The sequence below is a fragment of the Amycolatopsis sp. NPDC051371 genome (genome assembly GCF_040682155.1).
Classification (GTDB): Bacteria; Actinomycetota; Actinomycetes; order Mycobacteriales; family Pseudonocardiaceae; genus Amycolatopsis.
The window spans coordinates 102,307-117,533 of record NZ_JBFBAG010000005.1 but is presented as its reverse complement, the minus strand read 5'-3'; the positions used below and the strand labels follow the sequence as shown (position 1 = coordinate 117,533).

Below are 15,227 nucleotides of genomic sequence, written 5' to 3'. Positions count from 1 at the left end.
ACACACTTGAGAGGTTGACCAGCTTTGACGACGAGGAGTGAACATGTCGAAGCGCGCCCGCAAGCGTCGCAGCCGGAAGAAGAACAGCGCGAACCACGGCGGTAAGCCCAACTCCTGAACCCGGCGTCGGCACGCAAAAAGGCCCCCACACCGAGGTGCGGGGGCCTTTCGTCGTGCTCGGACGCTATTCGGAACGCTGCTCGAGGGTGATCTCGGTGCGTTCGACCGTGACGCCGCCGCGGGTCGCGACAGTCTGACGGATCGACGCGCGCAGCCGGCTCTTCAGCTCGGCCGGAGCGTGGTCACCGCCACACTTGCGGGCCAGCAGCTGCTTCAGGTGCTCGTCGATGCCGTACTCCTCGAGGCACGGCGGGCAGTCGTCGATGTGGGCGCGCAGGGCGGCGTCCCGCTCGGGGCTGCACTCGCGGTCGAGGAGCAGGTAGATGTCGGCGAGCGCCTCTTCGCAGCGGACCTTGTCGGACGCGCCCTCGCACATGTCGTTCATCGCCCCGCCACCTCTTCCTTCGCGCCGCGGATGAAGCCGCGCTCGCGCGCGACGTCGGCGAGCAGGTCGCGCAGCTGGGCGCGGCCGCGGTGCAGGCGGGACATCACGGTGCCGATGGGGGTGTCCATGATCTCGGCGATCTCCTTGTACGCGAAGCCCTCGACGTCGGCCAGGTAGACGGCCAGCCGGAACTCCTCGGGCAGCTTCTGCAGCGCGGCCTTCACGTCGGTGTCGGGCAGGTTGTCCATCGCCTCGACCTCCGCCGACCGCAGCCCGCTCGAGGTGTGTGCCTCGGCCTTGGCGATCTGCCAGTCGGTGATCTCCTCGGTGGGCTGCTGGACGGGCTGCCGCTGCCGCTTGCGGTAACCGTTGATGTAGGTGTTGGTGAGGATGCGGTACATCCACGCCTTGAGGTTCGTGCCCGCCTTGAACGACGCGAAGGCGGCGTACGCCTTGAGGTAGGTCTCCTGGACCAGGTCCTCGGCATCGGCCGGGTTGCGCGTCATCCGCATCGCGGCCGAGTACAGCTGGTCGAGCAGCGGCATCGCGTCCCGCTCGAAACGCTCGGCGCGCTCGGCCTCGGTCGTTTCTTCCGGCGCTGGGTTCTGCGTGCTCGGCAAACCGTTCCCTTCCCGCTCGGCGTCGATGCGCGTGCGCGCATACGGCGACGTCGAGTTTACGCGGGGGCCGGGCACACCGCGGTTCGCCGGTGCCTCAGGGCGGCGGCGGCTGCGAGAGCGTGTGGTGGCGAGGGTTGGTGTCACGTCCCGTACAACCGATCGGGGGGTGCGGGCATTCCCTAGACTCCGGCCCATGGCTGGCAAGGGCACCCCGGCGACGGCGTTGCTGTCGAAGCAGAAAGTGGCGCACACGCTGCACGCGTACGACCACGACCCGCGCGCGGAGTCGTACGGTCTGGAGGCGGTCGAGGCGCTGGGCCTGGAGCGCGCCCGGGTGTTCAAGACGCTGGTGGCCGAGGTGGACGGCCGTCTCGTCGTGGGCGTGGTCCCGGTCACGGGACAGCTGGATCTGAAGGCTCTGGCGGCCGCGGCGGGCGGCAAGAAGGCCAAGATGGCCGATCCGGCGGCGGCTCAGCGGGCTACCGGGTACGTGCTGGGCGGGATCTCGCCGCTGGGCCACCGGAGCCGGCTGCCGGTGGTGATCGACGCCTCGGCTCCGACGTTCGAGACGGTCTTCTGTTCGGCCGGCCGGCGGGGGCTGGAGGTGGAACTGGCACCGGGTGAGCTGATCCGGTTGACGTCGGCGGTGGTGGCACCGATCGGGGCTTGAGCCGCGGACTACGCGCTTGTTGGCCGGCCGCCAGCGCCCCAATGTGGCGTTCGGTGCGTCAGACGCACCCAATGCGGCGTTCGGTGCGTCAGACGCAACCAACGCCACGCCACATTGGGGCGCTCGGGACCGGCTCAGGCCAGCGGCCGCAGCACCCGGGACAGCCACTCCGTCGCCGCCCGCGAGACCGTCTCCAGGTCCTTGCCCAGGTTGTGGTCGCCGTCCACCAGGACCAGCTCCTGGTGCGCCCCCACCTTCGGCCGGCCGAACGGGTCGCGCTCCCCCTGGATCACCAGCGTCGGGACCTCGACCGCGTCGAACTCCGGCTGTCGCGTCTTCTCCGGCCGGCCCGGCGGGTGCTCCGGGAACGCCAGGCAGAGCACCGCCACCGCCTGCCCGGCCGACGCCGTCCGGCAGGCCACCCGCGCCCCCGACGAACGCCCGCCGAACACGAACGGCAGGTCGTCGAAGCGCTCCGAAAGCTCGTCCGCGATCGTCAGCCACGCCGTGTCCAGCTGGTTCGCCGGGGCCGGCGCGCGGCGGCCCGCCACCTTGTACGGCTGCTCCACCAAGGCCACGTGCACCCCGGCCGTCTGCGCCGCGCGCGTCACCGCGACCAGGTCCTTCGCGCCGAGGCCGCCGCCCGCGCCGTGGCCGAGCATGAGTACCGCCACGCCCTCCTCGGCGCAGTGCAGGTAGACCCGGGCCGGGCCGTACGCGGTGTCGATCGTGAGGGCCGTCATGACTTCGGCGCGTCGAACAGCGCACCCTCGTCATCGAGCTGCTGCCGCGGGTCGACACGCTCCAGCAGCTCGGGCCCGTTGTTGCGGACGTTGTTCACCTTGCTCGAGATCGGCCGCAGCTCCAGCGACGCCACGATGTCGTCCGGGGTCGGCACCAGCAGGTCCGTGACATCGTCGCGGTCCGGGTCGAGCCAGCCGTCCCAATGCACCTTCGGGACGATCAGCGGCATCCGGTGGTGGACGTCGGTCAGCTGGCCGGCGGCGTCGGTCGTGATGATCGAGAACGTGATCAGCGGCGCCGCGTCCTTGTCGTCCTTCGGGTGCCAGCTCTCCCAGATCCCGCCGAACGCGATCGAGGAGCCGTCCGGCTCCGTCATGTAGAACGGCTCCTTCTCCTTGCCGGTGCGGCGCCACTCGAACCAGCCGTCGGCGGGCACCAGGCAGCGGCGGGACACCAGCGCGCGCCGGAAGGCAGGCTTCTCGGCGGCCGTCTCGGCGCGCGTGTTGATCATCCGCGAGCCGACCGACGGGTCCTTGGCCCAGAACGGCACCAGGCCCCACTTCATCATCCGCAGCGAGCGCTCGGCGGGCTCGTCCTCGAGGACTTGGCCGTCTTCGTCACGCGGGTGCCGCTGCACGACCGTGACCACGTTCTTCGTCGGCGCGACGTTGTGGTCCGCGCGCGCATGACCTTCGGTGAGGTCGATGGCCTCGAACTCTTCGATCAGCTTCGCCGGGTCCTTGGTGGCGGCATAGCGGCCGCACATCGCCAACCTCCTCGCCGCGTGAGAAACGTCCGGGACGCCATCGTTACACGCAGGCCAGGGCCGTGGCGAGCGGCGTGGGATCATTCGGGTGGCACCGGCGCACGAGAGGACGAGGGTTTGGCGCGCAACGACTGGAGCAAGCTGGACGAGTCCGACGTCCGCGTGCGTCCGGGCAAGGGCACGAGGCCTCGCAGCAAGCGCCGTCCCGAGCACGCCGACGCCGTCAACGCCATGGTCATCGGCAAGGACCGCGGCCGCTGGACCTGCGCGGTCGACGCCGATCCCGCACGGGTGATCACCGCGATGCGGGCCCGCGAGATGGGCCGGACCCCGGTGGTCGTCGGCGACCGAGTCGGGATCGTCGGCGACGTCTCCGGCAAGCCGGACACCCTCGCGCGCATCATCCGCGTCGACGAGCGCACCAGCTCGCTGCTGCGCACGGCCGACGACACCGACCCGTTCGAGCGACTGGTCGTCGCCAACGCCGAGCGCCTGCTGATCGTCACCGCACTCGCCGACCCGCCGCCGCGCACCGGCTTCATCGACCGCTGCCTGGTCGCCTGCTACGCGGGCGGGGTCGAGCCGGTGCTGTGCCTGACGAAGGCCGACCTGGCCAGCCCGGACGAGCTCCTCGCGGGCTACGCGGGCCTCGACATCCCGGCGATCGTGACCCGCTACGACGAAGAGCCCGAAGGCCTCGCCGAGATGCTGAAGGACCGCGTGACGGCGCTGGTCGGCCACTCCGGTGTCGGCAAGTCGACATTGGTGAACCGCCTGGTCCCGGACGCCGCGCTGGCCGTCGGCGTGGTGAGCGCGGTCGGCAAGGGGCGCCACACGTCCGTCGCGGCGGTCGCGCTGCCGCTGCCGGACGGCGGCTGGGTGATCGACACGCCGGGCGTACGGTCGTTCGGCCTGGCCCACGTCACCGCGGACGACATCGTGGACGCCTTCGAGGAGTTCGCCGCGGCCGCCGAGGAGTGCCCGTCGGGCTGCGGGCACCTGGGCCCGCCCGAGGACCCGGACTGCGCGCTCGACGACGTCGTCGCGGACGGCACGGCGCTCCCCGAGCGGCTCGCGTCGCTGCGGCGCTTGCTGGCCTCTCGCGGTGGTCACGAGGTGACCCGCGCCACGGAATCCTGAGGCAACCGGGAACCCGTAGCGGATCGTCACCGTCCCAGTGGTAACTATTCGTCCGATCGGGCGATATGCCGAGCGGACCATCCGACTCTGAGGGGAATTCGATGCGCAAGACCACCCTGGTCGCCGCGGGCGCGGCGCTGGTGCTCACGCTGACGGCGTGCGGCGGCAACTCCGGCACCGCCGAGCCGGCCGCTGCGGGCAACCAGACCCAGGCCAACGGCGGTGGCGGCCTCCTCGCCTCGCCGTTCACCGACGCGATCCAGCTGGCGTCGGCGTCCAAGCAGGGCACCGAGAAGTCCAAGTCGGCGAAGTTCACCATGGAGGGCTCCGCCGCCGGCCAGACCATCAGCGCGACCGGCGCGATGGCCTTCGACGGCGCGAACACCACGTTCTCGATGACCAGCACCGCGGCCGGCGAGACCACCGAGATGCGCATGGTCGACAAGGTCATGTACATCAAGCTGCCCGCGGACCAGCAGAAGCAGATGGGCACCGACAAGTCGTGGGCCAAGATCTCGGCCGACGGCACCGACCCCGTCTCGCAGGCACTGGGCGCGTCGCTGTCGCAGTCGGCCGAGCAGAGCGACCCGAGCAAGATGCTCGACCAGATTTCGAAGGCCGGCCGGATCATCTCCTCCGACCAGACCGAGCTGAACGGCGAACAGGTCAACCACTACAAGGTCGAGCTGGACATCGCGAAGGCGGTCGACCAGTTCACCGGGCAGCTCCCGGCCGCGACCCGCGACAAGGTCGCCGACATGCTCAAGGGCAAGGACATCAAGATCCCGGCCGAGCTGTGGCTGAACAAGGACAACCTGCCGGTGCAGGTCACCATGGACCAGGGCCCGATGATGCAGGCGCTGGGCGCGCCCGCGGGCGACTCGAAGTTCACGATGAAGTACACCGACTGGGGCACCCAGGTCGACGTGACGGCCCCGCCGGCCGACCAGGTCGTCGACCTCGGCGAGCTGATGAAGAAGGCCGGTCGCTGACCGGAGACTCTGAGTAGCAGCGGCTCCCCCGAACGGGTTCGGGGGAGCCGCTGTGTTTTTGTTGGCGCCATGCGCAAAGCCGCCGTCGTGCTGCTGCTCGTCCTGCTCGCCGGCTGCTCCGGCTCGCCGCCCCCACCCGCGTTCACCGAGGCGCGGGCGCTGGCCGACGCCGCCACGGCGGCCACGACGAGCGGCGGCTCGGCGAAGTTCACCACGGACGTCGCGGTGGGTCAGGTCCGGTCGAAGGGCCAAGGGCAGGCGCGGTTCGGCGCGGGCGGGACGTCCCAGGTGATGACGACCGACTTCATCGGCGAGCCGATGGAGCTGCGGCTGGTGGCCGGGAAGCTGTACGCGAAGGTCCCGGAGGGTTCCCGCGACGAGGTCGGCGCGGGAAAGCCGTGGGTGGCGGTCGCGGCGGACGGAACCGACCCGTTTTCACAGGTCCTCGGCGGCAGCCTCGCACAGCTGGCAGCCCAGAACGACCCGGCGCACACGCTCGGCGAGATCCGGACGGCGGGCTCGATCGTCTCTTCCGAGCGCACGGACTTGAGTGGCGTGGCCGCGGAGCACTACCGGGTGGAGCTGGACCTGTCCCGGCTGGGTGCCGATCTGCCCGCGGGCCTGCCGGCGGACTCGGCCGGGCGGCTCGGCAAGTTCCCGGTGGAGATTTGGCTCGACGACTCGCACCGGCCGTTGCAGGTCGTACTGGATTTGTCGCCGATTTTGCAGGGCGGGGAAGCTCGGATCACGACGCGGTACAGCGAGTGGGGAGTGCCGGTCGACGTGCAGCCCCCGCCTGCGGGCGAGGTGGGGTAGGTCGCTTTTGTTCGGCCGTTATGGGTCGCCGCCGATGGCCGGGTGGTGCGAGCGTCTCGAATGACTCACTCGCGACACCTGCGACGGCGGGCAACCCAGCATGGCTGTCTTGAATGAGTCATTCAGGTCTTGGGAGGTCCTGAATGACTCATTCAAGACCTCAACACGGCCGCCGAGCGTGTCGCCGCGGCTTCGCGGCCAGCCCTGCAGGTCAACCACCGCCGGCCAGACAGCCCCCGCCCGTCCCTGGGGGGCGTCCCCGAGTCCAGTCTACCGGCCACCCCCGACCGGATCCCCAGATCAACCCCACTTGTCCACAGGAAGTCCCACCTGTGGACAACTCAGAGCAGCTCCAGCAAGAACGGCAGTTCCTGCGGCGCGTACCAAGCCAACTCGTGGTCCTCGGCGTCCCCGAGCGTGAACTCCGCGTCCGGGTCCCCGAGGTCCGCCGCGTCGATCACCGCCGCCGCCGCGGCCACCGCGTCTCCGGCCTCCGAAGCGTCCACGTGGATCGCCGCCACCGCCGACAGCGGGATCGGTCCGCCGATGCGGACCACCGGTGCGTCGAGGTCCGGCCGCAACGTCACTCCCGCGACGTCCGCCGAAATCACCACGCGGCGGGGCTCGCCCTTCTCCTCCGCCGCGATCAGCCGCAGCGAGGCCCGGGCCGCGTCCAGTAGCGCCGCGTACTCCAGCTCTTCGTCCGAACCGCTCGAATACGCCTCGCGCAAGGCCGGCGTCAACGCGAACGCCGTTCCGCTGCGGGCGCGGAACTCCCCCGAGGATTCGAGGTCGCGAAGCATCGCGATGGTCGCAGGCAGATAGACCCTCACCAGTGCGCACCCTTCAGCTCTTCCAAGGACTCTTCGATCATCCCGGCGACGAGGTCGACGTCGAACGCGGCCTTGCGGTCGCCGTTCAGTCCGAAGTAGACGCCGCCGTGATACGACGTCACCCCGATCGCCAGCGCCTGGGTGCGCATCAGCGGCATCACCGGGAACATCTCGACCAGTCTGGCCTCTCCCGCGTACATCGGCACCTGCGGGCCCGGCGAGTTGGTCACCATGACGTTGAAGATGCGCCCGGACAGCGACCCCGCCGCTCGCGCCCCCAGGGAATGGAGCGTAGCCGGGGCGAAGCCGCCGACCTTGAGCAGCCCGCGCGCCGCCACCGGACGCCCCGAGTCGAGGTGCTCGGCCATCGCGTGCCCGATGTGCTGCAGCCGCAGCACCGGGTTGGGCTCGCCGACCGGCAGGTCCACCAGGTACGCGGCCACCTGGTTGCCGACCAGCGCCGGCGTCGAATACTCCGCCGTCTCGGCGTCGCGGACCGCCAGCGGGACCAGCGCGCGGATCGTCGCGTGCGGGGTCAGCGTCTCCTCGCGCGAAAGCAGCCATTCGCGCAGCGCGCCCGTGATGGCCGCGAGGACGACGTCGTTGACCGTGCCGCCGTGCGCCGCGCGGATCTTGCGGAAGTCCTCGAGCCGCGTCCGGACCACCGAGAACACGCGGCCGCCGGACACCCGGACGTTCAGCGGCCCGGTCGGCGCCGGGGTCACCAGCGTGCGCAGCGTCGAGGCCACGCCACCGACGGTCTCGGCGAACTTGCCCGCCGCCGCGAACGCGTCGTTCGCCGCCGAGCGGACGTTCTCCACGACCTCGCCCGGCCGCTGGACGCCCTCGCTGACCGCGTCCAGCACCAGCTGCGTGCGGCTCGGCTCGCGCCGCGGTGTCCAGATGTCCTCGAACGGCTCCGGCTCGGCCGGCGTCGGGTCGAGGATGAGCTGGCCGAGCTCGATCGTGCCGACACCGTCCACAACGGACTGGTGGGTCTTGGTCACCAGCGCCACCCGGTCGCCGGCCAGGCCCTCGATGAAGTACGCCTCCCAGAGCGGCCGCTCCGGCGCCAGCCGCCGCGACATCAGCCTCGCGACCAGGTCGAACAGCTGGTCGTCGCTGCCCGGCTGGGGCAGCGCCGAGCGCCGGACGTGGTAGTTCAGGTCGAAGTCGACGTCGTCCACCCACACCGGCCGCGCGAGGTGGCCGGGTACCTCGGCCACGCGCTGGCGGTAGCGCGGCAGGTACGCCAGCCGCGCCCCGACGAGGTCGAGCAGCTGCGCGTAGCTGAACCCGGAGCGCGGCCGCTCGAAGATCGCCACCCCGCCGACGTGCATCGGCGTCGCGTGGTCCTCGACGTAGAGGAACGAGGCGTCCAGCGCGGACAGGCGGTCGGGCATGAGCCGATCCTTACACAGTGCGAGACTGCCGGGTGTGGGTGATGAGTCGACTGTCTCGCCAAAAGATCGCTTCTTGACCGTGTACGGCCGGAAGCCGGTGCTCGAAGCACTGGCCGACGACGGCCTGCGCGTGGACAAGGTGATCCTCGCCGACACCGCCCGCGGTCCCGGCGCGGCGGAGATCCAGCGCGCGGCCAAGGAGGCCGGCGTGGCGGTGCAGCGCGCCAGCGCCCACCGGGTCAAGGTGCTCGCCGGCAACGGCAAGCAGGACCAGGGTGTGCTCGCCGACGTCGTCGCGCCGCGGATGCGCGCGCTCGAAACCGCGCTGTCGGACCGTCGGCCGCCGTCGCGCGTGCTCCTGCTCGACGGCATCACCACGCCCGCGAACGTCGGGATGATCCTGCGCACGGCGACCGCCGCGGGGCTCGACGGCGTGATCGTGCCGCGCCGCGGCGTCGCGGCGCTCGACCCGCTGGTGGTGAAGGCGTCGGCCGGCGTCGCGTTCCGCGCGCCGGTGCTGCGGTGCGGTTCCGCGCGCGACGCCGCCGAAATGCTCACCGAAGCCGGCTTCGGCCTTTACGCGCTCGGTGCGTCGGCGCGCACCACGATTTTCGACGTCGACCTGCCGCAGCGCGCCGCGTTCGTGCTCGGTGGCGAGACGGCCGGAGTCGGCGCCGAAGTCGGCGAGCTCGTCACGGAATGGGTGTCCATTCCCATGCCGGGTGACGTCGAGTCGCTGAATGTCTCAGCGGCCGCGGCGGTCCTGTCTTTCGAACTGGTCCGCCGGGCGCGATGACGCTCACCCGTCCGGGAACAGCGCGCCGAGCTCGGTGAGCGTTTCCCCGACCGTCCGGTGGTGCACGCCGACCATGCCCGCTTGGACGGCGCCACGGACGTTCGCGGCGGAGTCGTCGACGAACGCGCACCGCACGGCGGGCAGGCCGAGCCGGTCGGCCGCGATCAGGTAGACCGCGGGATCCGGTTTGGCGACACCGACCTCGCCGGAAAACACGAGTGCGTCGAAATAGTCGAACATGGTCTTCTTGACCTCGGCCGACGCCCCAGGGGCGTTCGACAGCAACGCGGTGCGAACCCCTCGTTCGCGCGCGGCCGCCAGGTAATCGTAGAAGCGGCCGGCGTCGGGATCCGTGAGAACTCCGGCGAAATCGACCAATAACCCCTTCAGCACCCGGCACACCATAGCCGTGGCGGCGACGCGTTGTCTCGCCCAGCGCAACAACGGATCGCGCTTACCGCACCGGCGTCGGCGAATCCATAGCTTCACCAGTTCTTTCCCGAATCGGGCGATTCCCATCGCCTTTCGGGCCGGTTCCCCCCTCTAAGGCGTGGCGGCGGCGAAATGCCACGCCCGGGAGGGGAGGAAATGTCCGAGGAACACCGCGTGAGAACGCTGGTCCACAACGAAGTGCAGCGCCGGGCGGAACGGCCGCCGGCGGTGACCGGGCCCGAACACCGGCGCGGCGACGCCCGGTGGCCGGCGCCCCGGCAGTTGGAGGCGGGTGAGGTCAGTCGCGTGCTGACCATGCTGCTGGAGGCGTACGACGGCCGGCGGCCGGTGCCGCAGATCCGCGGGCTGGTGGCGCCGGAGGTCTTCACGGGCCTCAGCGGGCCGCAGTCGGCGCGGCCGCGGCACCGGCTGCACCGGGTCCACGTGTGCACTCCGGTGCCGGGGGTGATCGAGGCGTGCGCCCGCGTGGAGGCGGAGGGCCGGTCGTTCGCCCTGGCGGCCCGCTTCACCCGGACCCCGGCGGGCTGGCAGTGCGTACGTTTCGCACTGCTGAAGCCGGGGCGGCCGGACCAGCAGGCGCGCCGGCAGGCGGCGGCGTGAGCCGCGCTCGCTCCGCCCGCTCGCCGCCGGGGCTCGGCGGGGACTGTGGCTGGGTGGCTGGAGGTTTCGGTCGAAACCTCCAGCGCCCGGGCCGTAACTCGCCCTGAAGCGCGACTCCCACCCCATCGGCGCGGTCGGGCGAGTCAGGGACGGCAACGCCCGGACCACGCGTCCCGATTCGCCGACCGGCTGGTCCGGAAGCCGGTCCGCCGGATCCGGGTACTCCGGTTCGGGGTGCCCGAAAGCTGGCTAAGCGCTCGCGCCACCGCCGACATTGCGCACACAGCGCAAAGAACTCGTCGCACAAAATAGGGCCGGGGCGCGCGTGCGCACCCCGGCTCCGGAAACCCCGTCAGCGACGCGGGCCCTTCTTGCCCTTCTTCTGGGCGTCGCGCTGCGCGGCACGGCGGTCCCGGCGGGTGCCCCCGCCGCCACCGCCCGCGGCCTGCGCTTCGCCGTCGGCGTGGGACTCGACCTCGCCGTCCTCGCCCGGGCCGGACAGCGTCACGCCCGACTGCTGGCCACCGCCGCCGAGGCCCTTGCCGCGCAGGGCGGCCGGGACGGACTCGGTGTCGGTCGTCGGCGGCTGCGGCGGTGCCGGACGCGCGTGCCGGCCTTCCGACGCCTGGCCGTTGCCCGAAGCGACGCCCGTGGGCAGCGCGGCCGCGGCCTCGGCGGGCGGCGCCTCGGCCCGCTCGACCTGAAGGTTGAACAGGAAGCCGACGGCCTCCTCCTTCAGCGAGTCGAGCATCGCGCGGAACATGTCGAAGCCCTCGCGCTGGTACTCGATCAGCGGGTCGCGCTGCGCGAGCGCCCGCATGCCGATGCCCTGCTTGAGGTAGTCCATCTCGTACAGGTGCTCGCGCCACTTGCGGTCGAGGACCGTCAGCATCACCTGGTGCTCCAGGGTCCGCATGCCGTCCGGGCCGACGAGCGCGTTGATCTCCGATTCGCGCTTGTCGTAGGCGTTGCGGGCGTCCTGCAGCAGCGCCTCACGCAGGCCCTGCGCGTCGAGGTCGCCGTCCTCCATCAGGTCGTCCCAGTCGATGCTGACCGGGTAGAGCTGCTTCAGCGCCGTCCACAGCTTCTCGTGGTCCCAGTCCTCGGCGTAGCCGTTGGCGGTCGCACCGTCCACATAGGCGTTGACGACGTCCCGGAGCATGCCCTCGATCTGGTCGCGCATGTTCTCGCCGGCCAGCACGCGGTGGCGCTCGGCGTAGATCACCTTGCGCTGCTCGTTCATGACCTCGTCGTACTTGAGGACGTCCTTGCGCTGCTCCATGTTGATCTGCTCGACCTGGGTCTGCGCGCTCTTGATGGCCTTGGAGACCATCTTGTGCTCGATCGGCACGTCGTCGGGCAGCCGCATGGTCGTCATGACGCGCTCGACCATCGTCGCGTTGAAGCGGCGCATGAGCTCGTCACCGAGCGAGAGGTAGAAGCGGGACTCGCCGGGGTCGCCCTGACGGCCCGACCGGCCGCGGAGCTGGTTGTCGATGCGGCGCGACTCGTGCCGCTCGGTGCCCAGCACGTACAGGCCACCGGCCTCGCGGACCTCTTCGGCCTCGGCCTTCGACTCTTCCTTGACCTGCTCCAGGACCGCGGGCCAGGCGGCCTCGTACTCCTCGGAGTGCTCGACCGGGTCCAGGCCCCGCTCGCGCAGCACGTGGTCGGCGATGAGGTCGGGGTTGCCGCCGAGCACGATGTCCGTACCGCGGCCCGCCATGTTCGTGGCGACCGTGACGGCGCCCTTCTGGCCGGCGCGGGCGACGATCAGCGCCTCCCGGTCGTGGTGCTTCGCGTTCAGCACCTCGTGCGGCACGCTCAGCTTCACCAGCAGCTTCGACAGCCGCTCGGACTTCTCGACGCTCGTCGTGCCGACCAGGACCGGCTGGCCCTTCTCGTGCCGCTCGGCGATGTCCTCGGCGACCGCCTCGTACTTCGCGTCTTCGGTCTTGTAGATCAGGTCCGGCTGGTCGGCGCGGACCATCGGCCGGTTCGTCGGGATCGGCACCACACCCAGCTTGTAGGTCTGGTGGAACTCGGCGGCCTCGGTCTCGGCCGTACCGGTCATGCCGGACAGCTTGGTGTAGAGGCGGAAGAAGTTCTGCAGCGTGATCGTCGCCAGCGTCTGGTTCTCGGCCTTGATCTCGACCTTTTCCTTGGCCTCGATCGCCTGGTGCATGCCCTCGTTGTAGCGGCGGCCGGCCAGGATGCGCCCGGTGAACTCGTCGACGATCATGACTTCGCCGTTGCGGACGATGTAGTCCTTGTCCCGGTGGAAGAGCTCCTGGACCTTCAGCGCGTTGTTCAGGTACCCGACCAGCGGGGTGTTCGCGGCCTCGTACAGGTTGTCGATGCCGAGCTGGTCCTCGACGAACCGGACGCCCTTCTCGGTGACGGCGACGGTGCGCTTCCGCTGGTCGACCTCGTAGTGGTACTTCGAGTTGATCAGGTTCGTCTTCTCGGTGCGCTCACGCGAGCCCATCGTGGTGGTGTCGATGCCCTGCATCAGCGGCGCGAGCCGGGCGAACTCGACGTACCACCGCGACGACTGGTCCGCCGGGCCCGAGATGATCAGCGGCGTCCTGGCCTCGTCGATGAGGATCGAGTCCACCTCGTCGACGACGGCGAAGTGGTGCCCGCGCTGCACGCAGTCGTCGAGGCTCCACGCCATGTTGTCGCGCAGGTAGTCGAAGCCGAACTCGTTGTTCGTGCCGTAGGTGATGTCGGCGTTGTACTGGGCGCGCCGGACGTCCGGCTGCTGCTCCGACAGGATGACGCCGACCTCGAGGCCGAGGAACCGGTGGATGCGGCCCATCCACTCCGAGTCGCGCTTGGCCAGGTAGTCGTTCGTCGTGACGACGTGCACACCCTGGCCGGGGATGGCGTTGAGGTAGGCCGGGAGGACGCAGGTGAGCGTCTTGCCCTCACCGGTCTTCATCTCGGCGACCTGTCCGAGGTGCAGCGCCGCGCCGCCCATGAGCTGGACGTCGAAGTGGCGTTGGCCGAGCACCCGCTTGGCCGCCTCCCGGACGACCGCGAAGGCCTCCGGCAGCAGGTCGTCCAGGGACTCGCCGTCGCCGTGCCGCTTGCGGAACTCGTCGGTCTTGGCCCGCAGCTCGGCGTCGGTCAGGTCCTTGACGTCGTCTTCGAGGGTGTTGATGTGATCGGCGATGTTGCGCAGCCGCTTCACCATCTTGCCCTCACCCGCGCGGAGCAGGCGGTTCAGCACCATCCGGTCGACCTCACTAGCTGATCAATGAGTGCGCCCAGGCCGGTCCCGGGCAGGTTTTCCCGCGGCGGCCGCCGTGGTCGGCGCCACCGTCCCACCCCATCGTAGGGAACGGTGGGCGTCGTGTGCACACGCCGTAGGTGTGGACGTGCGGATGGCCCGCACGCGAGCCGCGTGCGGGCCATCCGGAAGGCCTCCTTCAGGACCGGCTCAGCCGAGCCGGATCACGCCGTAGTCGAAGCCTTTCCGCCGGTAGACCACGCTGGGCCGGCCTGCCTCCGAGTCGTTGAAGAGGTAGAAGTCGTGGCCGACCAGCTCCATCTCGTAGAGAGCCTGGTCCACCGTCATGGGATCCGCGGTGTGCTGCTTTTCGCGAACGACGCGACCGGGCTGGTGACCCAGGTCGTCATCGGCCCAGCTCTGCTGCTGGGGCAGATGGATCTCTCCGGCGACCTCGAAGCCGTTCGTCTGCGGCTCGGCTTCGGGTGCTTCCAACACCGCGGTACGCGCGGCGGGACTGGCTGCGGCCGGGGATCCACCACCCGGCAGGGCCGAGGTCGCTTCGGCGACCGATTCCGGGCGGCTGCGCCCGTAGTGCACGCGCCTCCGGTCGTGTGTCCTCCGCAGCCGGTTCTCCAGCTTGGTGACTGCGGAATCGAGCGCTGCGTAGAAGTCGGCGGCACACGCTTCAGCGCGTACGGCCGGGCCTCGCCCCTTTCCGGTGATTTCGACGCGCTGGCAGCTCTTGGCCTGGCGCCGATTGGGTTCGTGGAACAGCTCCACGTCGTACCGGATGACTTTCCTGTCGTAGCGCTCGAGGCGGGCCAGCTTTTCGCTGACGAGTGCCCGATAGTGCTCGGGCACCTCTACGTTGCGGCCCTTAACGACGATGTCCATACACGACCTCCCTCGCTGAGATGACTGCGAGCTGTTGAGTTCACACACGGCGCCGGTGTAGCGGGGACGGAAGCCCGGATCGCGGGCTGAGAAGGAACTCGGGAACGGTTCACGACGTCTCGTGCCGGGAGCCCGAGCGCGGACTCAGCGCACCTCCGGCGCCAGGGACATGGGCTCGTCACCTCCCTGCCTGCGGGGATTGCTGATAGCGGAGCACGTTAGCTTCCTCACGCCCGTTGCAACAGCCCCCGAGCCGGGGGATGTCGAGGAATGAGACTCCGTCACCCCGCGCAGTGAGCGGAGGGTGAACACCAGAAAACTCCCGCTGGTCGGACGCTGCGCGTTCGCCGTGGGTTCACACGGACGGCGCATCGCCGCCGGCTGGTGGACGCCGAGGGTGACGGCCTGGTCCGCCGCAGCCGCCACTCCGGTGGAGTGGTGCGGCGGCCGAGTGCTGATGATCGACACCCTCATGCCGGGACAACGGCCGCGGGGGCTGGTGCGTTCCCGGCGGATGTCACTCATGTAGGTGACGTGGGGGTCACCCGGGTGCGGGGTGAGGCGAGATGTGCGGGGTTTGCGGTGGTCGGCGCGGGTGGGGTGACTTGCGCGGCCTGCTGGACCGGCAGGTGGAGCCGAGCGGCGGTCGCGGCCGGCGGCCACCGCGGGTCGGCGCCCAGCCACCACGCGGCGATCGCAGCCGGCGGCCACCGCGGGTCGGCGCCCAGCCACCACGCGGCGATCGCAGCCGGCGGCC

General features: G+C 70.5%; 15 protein-coding genes and 1 pseudogene. 6 read left to right on the top strand and 10 right to left on the bottom strand.

The features are described from left to right. Positions 1 to 184: 184 nt before the first annotated feature. Both rsrA and AB0M59_RS08880 read right to left on the bottom strand, forming a co-directional pair. Positions 185 to 505, bottom strand: a complete 321-nt coding sequence (gene rsrA, locus AB0M59_RS08885; protein WP_364610998.1) for a mycothiol system anti-sigma-R factor — start codon at positions 503 to 505, stop codon at positions 185 to 187. Beyond that, positions 502 to 1,125 carry a sigma-70 family RNA polymerase sigma factor gene (locus tag AB0M59_RS08880; protein WP_364610995.1) on the bottom strand — a complete coding sequence of 208 codons (624 nt, stop codon included), beginning with the start codon at positions 1,123 to 1,125 and terminating at the stop codon, positions 502 to 504. Before AB0M59_RS08880 ends, rsrA begins: the two co-directional genes overlap by 4 nt. Before the next feature lie 193 nt (positions 1,126 to 1,318). Here AB0M59_RS08880 and ybaK point away from each other — a divergent pair, with 193 nt between their 5' ends. Continuing rightward, positions 1,319 to 1,795 carry a Cys-tRNA(Pro) deacylase gene (gene ybaK / locus AB0M59_RS08875; protein ID WP_364610992.1) on the top strand — a complete coding sequence of 159 codons (477 nt, stop codon included), beginning with the start codon at positions 1,319 to 1,321 and terminating at the stop codon, positions 1,793 to 1,795. A gap of 134 nt (positions 1,796 to 1,929) precedes the next feature. On the opposite strand, the gene AB0M59_RS08870 is transcribed toward ybaK, so the two are convergent. Together AB0M59_RS08870 and AB0M59_RS08865 are read right to left on the bottom strand one after the other, a co-directional pair. Then, the gene (locus tag AB0M59_RS08870; protein WP_364610989.1) at positions 1,930 to 2,538 is read right to left on the bottom strand and encodes an alpha/beta family hydrolase; all 609 of its coding nucleotides are present in this window, start codon (positions 2,536 to 2,538) and stop codon (positions 1,930 to 1,932) included. Then, positions 2,535 to 3,305 carry an SOS response-associated peptidase gene (locus AB0M59_RS08865; protein ID WP_364610986.1) on the bottom strand — a complete coding sequence of 257 codons (771 nt, stop codon included), beginning with the start codon at positions 3,303 to 3,305 and terminating at the stop codon, positions 2,535 to 2,537. Before AB0M59_RS08865 ends, AB0M59_RS08870 begins: the two co-directional genes overlap by 4 nt. A gap of 117 nt (positions 3,306 to 3,422) precedes the next feature. Between AB0M59_RS08865 and rsgA the strand changes: the two genes are divergently transcribed. The 3 genes from rsgA to AB0M59_RS08850 all read left to right on the top strand — a co-directional run bounded on the left by rsgA (position 3,423) and on the right by AB0M59_RS08850 (position 6,253). After that, positions 3,423 to 4,445: a ribosome small subunit-dependent GTPase A gene (rsgA, locus tag AB0M59_RS08860; RefSeq protein WP_364610983.1), complete on the top strand. Its 1,023-nt coding sequence runs from the start codon at positions 3,423 to 3,425 to the stop codon at positions 4,443 to 4,445. Positions 4,446 to 4,546: 101 nt separating this feature from the next. Further along, positions 4,547 to 5,437, top strand: coding sequence for a hypothetical protein (locus AB0M59_RS08855; protein ID WP_364610980.1), 891 nt, complete (start codon positions 4,547 to 4,549; stop codon positions 5,435 to 5,437). A 69-nt stretch (positions 5,438 to 5,506) separates the two neighbouring features. After that, on the top strand, positions 5,507 to 6,253 hold the full coding sequence (locus AB0M59_RS08850; protein ID WP_364610977.1) for a hypothetical protein: 747 nt from the start codon (positions 5,507 to 5,509) through the stop codon (positions 6,251 to 6,253). A gap of 341 nt (positions 6,254 to 6,594) precedes the next feature. Here AB0M59_RS08850 and AB0M59_RS08845 read toward each other — a convergent pair whose 3' ends face one another. Next, complete coding sequence (locus AB0M59_RS08845; RefSeq protein ID WP_364610974.1) at positions 6,595 to 7,086, bottom strand: hypothetical protein; 492 nt, start codon at positions 7,084 to 7,086, stop codon at positions 6,595 to 6,597. Beyond that, positions 7,083 to 8,489 (bottom strand): wax ester/triacylglycerol synthase family O-acyltransferase, encoded by a 1,407-nt coding sequence (locus tag AB0M59_RS08840; protein WP_364610971.1) that lies wholly within the window; start codon positions 8,487 to 8,489, stop codon positions 7,083 to 7,085. The genes AB0M59_RS08845 and AB0M59_RS08840 overlap by 4 nt, the downstream gene beginning before the upstream one ends. Before the next feature lie 34 nt (positions 8,490 to 8,523). On the opposite strand from AB0M59_RS08840, the gene AB0M59_RS08835 reads away from it, so the two are divergent. Further along, positions 8,524 to 9,285, top strand: a complete 762-nt coding sequence (locus tag AB0M59_RS08835; protein WP_364610969.1) for an RNA methyltransferase — start codon at positions 8,524 to 8,526, stop codon at positions 9,283 to 9,285. Positions 9,286 to 9,288: 3 nt separating this feature from the next. Here the strand turns inward: AB0M59_RS08835 and AB0M59_RS08830 are convergent, their stop codons facing one another. After that, on the bottom strand, positions 9,289 to 9,663 hold the full coding sequence (locus AB0M59_RS08830) for an HAD-IA family hydrolase (RefSeq protein WP_364611468.1): 375 nt from the start codon (positions 9,661 to 9,663) through the stop codon (positions 9,289 to 9,291). A gap of 228 nt (positions 9,664 to 9,891) precedes the next feature. Between AB0M59_RS08830 and AB0M59_RS08825 the strand changes: the two genes are divergently transcribed. Further along, on the top strand, positions 9,892 to 10,338 hold the full coding sequence (locus AB0M59_RS08825) for an Rv3235 family protein (protein ID WP_364610967.1): 447 nt from the start codon (positions 9,892 to 9,894) through the stop codon (positions 10,336 to 10,338). 352 nt (positions 10,339 to 10,690) lie between these two features. On the opposite strand, the gene secA is transcribed toward AB0M59_RS08825, so the two are convergent. The 3 genes and pseudogenes from secA to AB0M59_RS08810 form a co-directional block, all read right to left on the bottom strand. Then, the gene (gene secA / locus AB0M59_RS08820; protein WP_364610964.1) at positions 10,691 to 13,576 is read right to left on the bottom strand and encodes a preprotein translocase subunit SecA; all 2,886 of its coding nucleotides are present in this window, start codon (positions 13,574 to 13,576) and stop codon (positions 10,691 to 10,693) included. A 207-nt stretch (positions 13,577 to 13,783) separates the two neighbouring features. After that, complete coding sequence (raiA, locus tag AB0M59_RS08815) at positions 13,784 to 14,470, bottom strand: ribosome-associated translation inhibitor RaiA (RefSeq protein ID WP_364610961.1); 687 nt, start codon at positions 14,468 to 14,470, stop codon at positions 13,784 to 13,786. A gap of 521 nt (positions 14,471 to 14,991) precedes the next feature. Beyond that, positions 14,992 to 15,227: pseudogene (locus tag AB0M59_RS08810) on the bottom strand (hypothetical protein); the annotation flags it as partial.

Excerpts from the sequence above, each read along its gene's own strand:
- rsrA (WP_364610998.1), bottom strand. The coding sequence starts at position 505 with ATGAACGACATGTGCGAGGGCGCGTCCGACAAGGTCCGCTGCGAAGAG.
- ybaK (WP_364610992.1), top strand. The coding sequence starts at position 1,319 with ATGGCTGGCAAGGGCACCCCGGCGACGGCGTTGCTGTCGAAGCAGAAA.
- AB0M59_RS08870 (WP_364610989.1), bottom strand. The coding sequence starts at position 2,538 with ATGACGGCCCTCACGATCGACACCGCGTACGGCCCGGCCCGGGTCTAC.
- AB0M59_RS08865 (WP_364610986.1), bottom strand. The coding sequence starts at position 3,305 with ATGTGCGGCCGCTATGCCGCCACCAAGGACCCGGCGAAGCTGATCGAA.
- AB0M59_RS08855 (WP_364610980.1), top strand. The coding sequence starts at position 4,547 with ATGCGCAAGACCACCCTGGTCGCCGCGGGCGCGGCGCTGGTGCTCACG.
- AB0M59_RS08850 (WP_364610977.1), top strand. The coding sequence starts at position 5,507 with ATGCGCAAAGCCGCCGTCGTGCTGCTGCTCGTCCTGCTCGCCGGCTGC.
- AB0M59_RS08840 (WP_364610971.1), bottom strand. The coding sequence starts at position 8,489 with ATGCCCGACCGCCTGTCCGCGCTGGACGCCTCGTTCCTCTACGTCGAG.
- secA (WP_364610964.1), bottom strand. The coding sequence starts at position 13,576 with ATGGTGCTGAACCGCCTGCTCCGCGCGGGTGAGGGCAAGATGGTGAAG.
- raiA (WP_364610961.1), bottom strand. The coding sequence starts at position 14,470 with ATGGACATCGTCGTTAAGGGCCGCAACGTAGAGGTGCCCGAGCACTAT.